Origin of the sequence: Kocuria nitroreducens (assembly GCF_042879195.1) — a bacterium.
Taxonomy (GTDB): domain Bacteria; phylum Actinomycetota; class Actinomycetes; order Actinomycetales; family Micrococcaceae; genus Kocuria; species Kocuria nitroreducens.
Map to the genome: position 1 here is coordinate 1 of NZ_JBHZTC010000046.1, position 6209 is coordinate 6209.

The 6209-nt window shown below is 65.1% G+C and carries 3 protein-coding genes and 1 pseudogene; 2 read left to right on the forward strand and 2 right to left on the reverse strand.

The features are described from left to right. Positions 1-247: 247 nt before the first annotated feature. Entirely contained in the window at positions 248-1063 is an 816-nt protein-coding gene (locus ACFYE1_RS17075) for a hypothetical protein (protein WP_387745630.1), read from the reverse strand. Between ACFYE1_RS17075 and ACFYE1_RS17080 the strand changes: the two are divergent. Both ACFYE1_RS17080 and ACFYE1_RS17085 read left to right on the forward strand, forming a co-directional pair. Continuing rightward, positions 987-1374 (forward strand): annotated as a pseudogene (locus ACFYE1_RS17080) (transposase); the annotation flags it as partial. The gene ACFYE1_RS17075 and the pseudogene ACFYE1_RS17080 overlap by 77 nt on opposite strands. A 468-nt stretch (positions 1375-1842) precedes the next feature. Beyond that, the gene (locus tag ACFYE1_RS17085) at positions 1843-2784 is read left to right on the forward strand and encodes an FG-GAP repeat domain-containing protein (protein WP_387745633.1); all 942 of its coding nucleotides are present in this window, start codon (positions 1843-1845) and stop codon (positions 2782-2784) included. A gap of 896 nt (positions 2785-3680) precedes the next feature. On the opposite strand, the gene ACFYE1_RS17090 is transcribed toward ACFYE1_RS17085, so the two are convergent. Beyond that, complete coding sequence (locus ACFYE1_RS17090) at positions 3681-4079, reverse strand: helix-turn-helix domain-containing protein (protein WP_387745635.1); 399 nt, start codon at positions 4077-4079, stop codon at positions 3681-3683. Positions 4080-6209 lie beyond the last annotated feature (2130 nt).

Genomic DNA, 6209 nt, shown 5'->3' on the forward strand with positions numbered 1-6209 from the left:
CACGACCACGGCGGAGCGACCAACGCCAACCCTGCCAGCCAGTCCCGGACCAGCCGACCCAAGACTCACAGCGCTTGTCATAGGGGGCCCCGTCGATGGTCATCCGGAACTTCTCACCGCCGAGCTCATCGGTGGTGCGCGCCGCCGCCGTTCTGATCGCGGGGATCTCTTGCTCCAGCTCATCAGCGCGCGGCCGCGGCGTCTTTGTGGAACACCAACGAGGACTGGATGTGGTGCCAGGCTCGGTTCAGCCGCTCCAACCGGGCGGCTCCTGATCGGCTTTCGACTTCTCCAGGATCAGCGGGTTGCCACTAGAGATGGCTTTCACCTCGGCGAAAGACAGCGTGTTGTCGCCCAGGTCTTCGATCTCGCGCACGTCCAGGGACCCGCGCATGATCTGGTCGCAGAACACGATCTGCAGAGCCCCCCGGGTGGGGTGCTCCTCACCGCTGGCGGGATCCAGGAACACATCATCCTGGTGCTCCTGGTGCACTTGGGCGATCAGGTCCGCGGTGACGTTGACCTTGGTCTCGGAAACGATGGACCCCAGCTCGGGGTCGACCAGCCGCATGTCCAGGGCAGCCTTGCGCCCGTCGCCGCTGATCTTGAGCATGTTGTCCTCATGGCGGTCCACCATGCGTGCCTGGATGCGCTCGGCACGCCGGCCGACCTCCTCGATGTAATCCTGCAGCTCCGCAGAGGCCCCCACCGGCACCATCCTGGGCAACCGCTTTCCGTCCTCCCGCTCCACCAGCTCCCGGGCGGGCAGCTTCAGGTCCTTGGCGGTCTTCACGTCGGCGAAGGTGTGGAACGTCTTCAGCAGCTCCGGGGCGTTCTGGAACTTCGCGAAGCGATCCTTGAGCTTGGAGTGGTCCCCGCCGGCCACCGACAGCTCCATCTCGGACACCACCTGACCGAAGGTCGCGGCCCAGGTGTCGAAGTCATGGATGCCCGCCCGCTCCAGCAGATCCGGGCCCAGATAGCGCGGCATCCCGTTGCAGGTCAGCCTTACCGGCGGCAACCGCAATGACGTCACCCAGATGCTGCCGCTGGTAGACGCCATCCCACCGATCCGTGGATTCCGTGGCCGCCCCCCGGCGCAAACCCCGGGAAGTGTTCGCCGACCGGGGCTACGACCACGACAAGTACCGGCGGCTGCTGCGCGCCCGTGGGATTACCCCACGGATTGCCAGTCGGGGCGTCGCTCAAGGTTCCGGGCTGGGCGCACACCGGTGGGTGGTCGAATGCGGCTTCGCGTGGCTGCACGCCTACAAGCGGTTACGTACCCGCGGGGAACCCCGGGCCGACCTCCACCGCGGACTGCTCCAGCTAGCCTGCGTCCTGATATGCCACCGACAGCTCACCGCATTATGAAAGGAACTCTTAGGGCACGGCGCGCCCGCCTCGCTGGTCCCGCTATCCGGGACGGAGAGGCGGGCCGGGCGTCTCGTACGGTGGGGACGCTATTGTCGCAACACGAAGGAATCACCGGGACGCTCCTGGTCCTCCGTCGCGCACAGACGCACCCTGGAATATTGCGGCACATTTCTTCCGGCGATCCCCGTTCACTTTCCCTCTCGTACGGGCACAGAAAATACAATTTGTCTGTCGGCCTAATAACTTCTGCACACAAAAGACTTGCAACAACTCGACAGTAGTCACCCCCGCGTAACGCATAGCGGAGGACTGTGAATTTCGGACGGTTGATATTTCCGCCGATGGTTATCAACTGGCCTCATCATGCCGTTGGCTACGGTGTACCGCGAAGTTAGGCGGTCCCGTTTTTTGGATGTACGGCTACCTTACGTCGAAAAGTCTTTTTTCAACGCAGGAGATTTCACCATGAGACGATCACTGCTTTCAGGGACAATTTCGGGCTTTTCCGTGGCTGCCTTGGCGGCCGGCGGATTTGTCATGTGCGGCCCAGCCACAGCAGTTTCAAAGGCTGAGGATCCGCAACAGATCAGCACGGCTGCTTCTTCGTTCCTTGGTGCGTTCGGGACCAATGATGGGTGGCGGGTGGACCGCCATCCGCGGCTGCTGGGCGACGTCAACAGAGACGGCCGGGAGGACATCGTCGGCTTCGCCAACGACGGCGTCTGGGTTTCCTACGGGCAGGCGAATGGCACCGTCTCGGCACCGGCTAAGAAGGTCAATGCCTTCGGGTACAGCGCTGGCGGGTGGCGGGTGGACCTTCATCCACGTGAGCTGGCCGACGTCAACGGAGACGGCCGGCAGGACATCGTCGGCTTCGCAAGCGACGGCGTCTGGGTCTCCTACGGGCAAGCCGGCAACACCTTCTCCGCCCCGGCCAAGAAGGTCAACGCGTTCGGGACCAATGATGGGTGGCGGGTGGACCGCCATCCGCGGCTGCTGGGCGACGTCAACAGAGACGGCCGGGAGGACATCGTCGGCTTCGCCAACGACGGCGTCTGGGTTTCCTACGGGCAGGCGAATGGCACCGTCTCGGCACCGGCTAAGAAGGTCAATGCCTTCGGGTACAGCGCTGGCGGGTGGCGGGTGGACCTTCATCCACGTGAGCTGGCCGACGTCAACGGAGACGGCCGGCAGGACATCGTCGGCTTCGCAAGCGACGGCGTCTGGGTCTCCTACGGGCAAGCCGGCAACACCTTCTCCGCCCCGGCCAAGGTGGTGAGTGCCTTTGGATACGACCAGAATTGGCGGGTCGATCAGCACCCGCGCCTACTGGGAGACATCGACGGTAACGGAAAGGACGACATCGTTGGGTTCGGTATTGCTGGAACCTACATCAACACCTTCTGATCCGTAGCGGGTCTAGCCCGAAGCCTTGATCATGTCGGGCCTCACCTACTCCCTCTTCTTGGGGAGAGGCGAGGCCTGACCTGATTACTGGGGATCATGCACCGGTGAAGAGCAGGTCCCTCGCGCCTCGATCCAGGGCACCGCTTCCCATGGCCTGACGCTGATCGTCTACCAGCCACCAGATGGCATCGAAATTCATATCGGTCAGCAGCGGCGGACGCGACCACAGAACTCAGCGTTTCAGCGTCGGGCGCGGTTTGGGCGGCATTTGGCGTCCCGTTGGGTGGGGACGCCGCTTGCCGACGAGACCCGGGAGCACAGATGAACCTCAACGAACTGCGCCAGCCTCCTGGAGGGTCTGGGCGTCTCGATCTCCGAGGAGCCGCCCAGGAGATCGGCACCGGGCCCACCACGTCAGCCCCCAGCGGGACCGGCAACACGGCCTCCAGGCGAAAGCTCTTCTCGTCTGTCATGCAATCTTCCCTCCGTTCCGTCGAGGTTCGCGGCGAGGTAGGTGGCCGGGGTGGCCCCATGCCCTCCTCGTCCGGGCCTCGGCTTCCGACCCACTCACCTGATGTGTCGTAGACCACACGAGGCAAGGTCACGAAAGCAACCGTGGCTGTCGGTGGGAAGCCGCTGGTCGTTGGTGAGGACCGAGCGCCCGGGCGGGATCATGCCGTCAATGACGTCCCGGCCACCCGGGATGAGCAAGACATCCACTTGGAGAAACGGATCGGACTTTCCGCACCTACCTCGGCAGAGAACCCGGACCACTGCTCATGAAAAGCGCGGCTCCACCGGGGGCGCCCTCGTCATTTCGCAACCCTCCCCGCATCAGGCCCCATCGGGTGCGGCGTGAGGTCGTTGCGTGGAGGCCGGACTAGGGGCGAGGAGGTTCAGGCGGTGGCCGCCTCGACGGGGTCGACCGTGGGGGCCGCTGCCGGGGTGAAAGGGGCCTGCGCGGGCAGTGCTGCGCTCAGGTGCGGGGCGATGTGTGCCAGCTGGGCGAGATAGCCGTGGACGGCCAGCTCGGTCAACGCGAGGCGAACCCGGGCCTTGGCAGTGCTGGCGCGGGCGGCGAGCTCGGCCAAAGCCAGGGTGTGCTCGGGGCGGGTGCGGGCGACCGCGCGCAGCACGCGACGGGCCTGCGGGCTGAGCCGGGAGTCGGCGCCGGCTTGGTGGAGCAGGGCGTCCAGGGCCGGGCGCAGCGCCGCGAAGGCCGCCGCCCGCGACAGCGGATCCATCACGGGACTCGCCCAGCTGGCGTGCGCTGCGGCAGGGTGGACATCGTTCATACGGGCCTCCTCAACCGGGACAGTTGCCTGCGGGTGGTCGTCGTGCTGCCACAGAGCCGGAGGGAGTGTCATGAGTGCCGTGTGGGGCCGCCGCTCTGGCGGCAGAAGAGTCGCCCCCCGACGACGGAGCCCCAGGCCCCAGGTCTTCTGCCGCCAGGACGGCGGTCATTCGACCGGTCTGGAGCGGGTCAGCCCCCCGGCTAAGCACTCCGACACGGTCCACGCTGGGTGGGTCAGCCCCCCCGACTGAGCACCGTGCGCGATACCTCAACCGTACCGACCAGTAAGAAGAAGATCGACTTTCATCATGTCCCCACTTCCGCTGATGGGACGCCCCGTCGTGCTCACGAGACATTTCCGGTCCGATCTGTCCGCCCAGATGCGGCCCCCACCGGCTCGTACGGCAGGCGGGTATTGCTGTGGCGCTCGCCCTGCGGACACCAACCCCTACTGAGTCTCTGTACGGCAATACGAGACCTGGTCGCCTCATCGGCGTGAGTGTCCTGGTCCTCGTAGGGTGTCGCCCAGGAAGCCCGCACACCGAGGAGCCGATGATGACCGCACCCCACGACCCGGACGGCACCGCCGGAAGACCCTCAGGGTGGCCACCGGCCGGAGCGGGCTCGCGAGCTGCGGCCCTGAAGCTCATCGGAGGTTTCGAGAAGCACTGCGGCCATGGCGCTCCTTTGGTCTCGGAGGTGACGTTCGCGGATGAGCGCATCGGTCTGCGGCTGAGCTCCAGGCAGGACCTGTCGTTCGCCGGCCTGCCCCCGCTGAAGAGTTACGTCGCCTCCTGCACCGCAGCATCCGGCCCCGCGTGCGACCCGGCACCTGATCCGGAGCAACACCGGAAATGGGAGCAGTGGTGGGAGATGCTCCTGGATCTGTCCGGCTACCCCACCTACTTCCAGGACCTGCATCCCGGGCTGGAAGTGATCACCGTGCGGCGGCACCATCGAGAGGCACTGATCACCGTCGGGACGGGACGACCGTTGAGACCTACCGCGTGGCCCTCGACGAGGACGTGCACTACCCCTTAGGAATCCCGGACGACATCCGTTACAGCTTCAACAACGAGATGGGCCCACCGGCACCATTCGCCAAGAAAATCGCATAGCAACCCCTACCGCGCTGTCCTGGGCATGGAATGGTAGGCGGCGTCAGGGACATAGGTTCACGAACGCCCCCGACGCCGGAGAACAAGAGCAAACACCGCCGTCAGCGCCAGTACCGACAGCTAAATCCAGAAGAGCCAGGGGCCGAGCGGATATATGTCGACGACGATCGGGGGCTGACCGACACCTTGATGGGGGTAGTTGCAGGAGAACGTCGGTGAGAGGAACGACATCTCACCGGTAATGTGCCCCTGGTCCGTTGCCCCCAGTTCCTGCGCGCTCTGCGGGGACCCCTCACTGAGGCAGACATACTGAGGACCGTCCCGGACGGCCAACCCATGTCCGAGCTGGTTGAAGCTCCACAGCATCAGCGAGAGCACCGCAAGGATCCGGATGGCGAAGCGCCAATCGCTGGGCTCCATGCCAGCTCTCGGGGCGATTACAGTGTCCGGTCCTGGTAGGCCGGCGCAGGCGTGCTCATGGCTTGAGCTTAGGCTTCTCCGTCCGAACCGCTCTGGAGCTGAGCCGAAGCAGCAAGCCGGGCCTCAGGTCGAATCTGGAACCCCTACTGCAACGCCGCTCTCGCGGAAGTGGCCGGTATCCGGCCATATGTAAAGCGGAGGACGTCGAGCTGCTCGCGCATCTGCAGTCCACGGTTCAACTAATAGCTGTTCGGTCGGCCTTGAAGGAGCAGCTGGGCATATCAGAGCCGATCGGGGGCTCGGTGGGCGCCTGCTTTTTCAGTACCGTGTCTGGGCGCCAGCGATGGCCAGACTCTTGGTGGACATGCCCCTAAGGGAGCCAAGCGCTGCAACACCGGGATCGTGAAGTATGGGGGGTGTAGCGGGCGGCGACTGCGCAAGTGGGAGGTGGTTCGCGGTTGTATGGTGCCTCGTCTTACTGGAGGGCGATGGGGGCAGCTTAGGTCACCTCAGGCGTCTCAGAGTTGAGTCCCGGATGATGGTGTAACGCTCGGTGGCCGAGTTCGTCGTTCCAGACGAGGCGCGGCCACCGT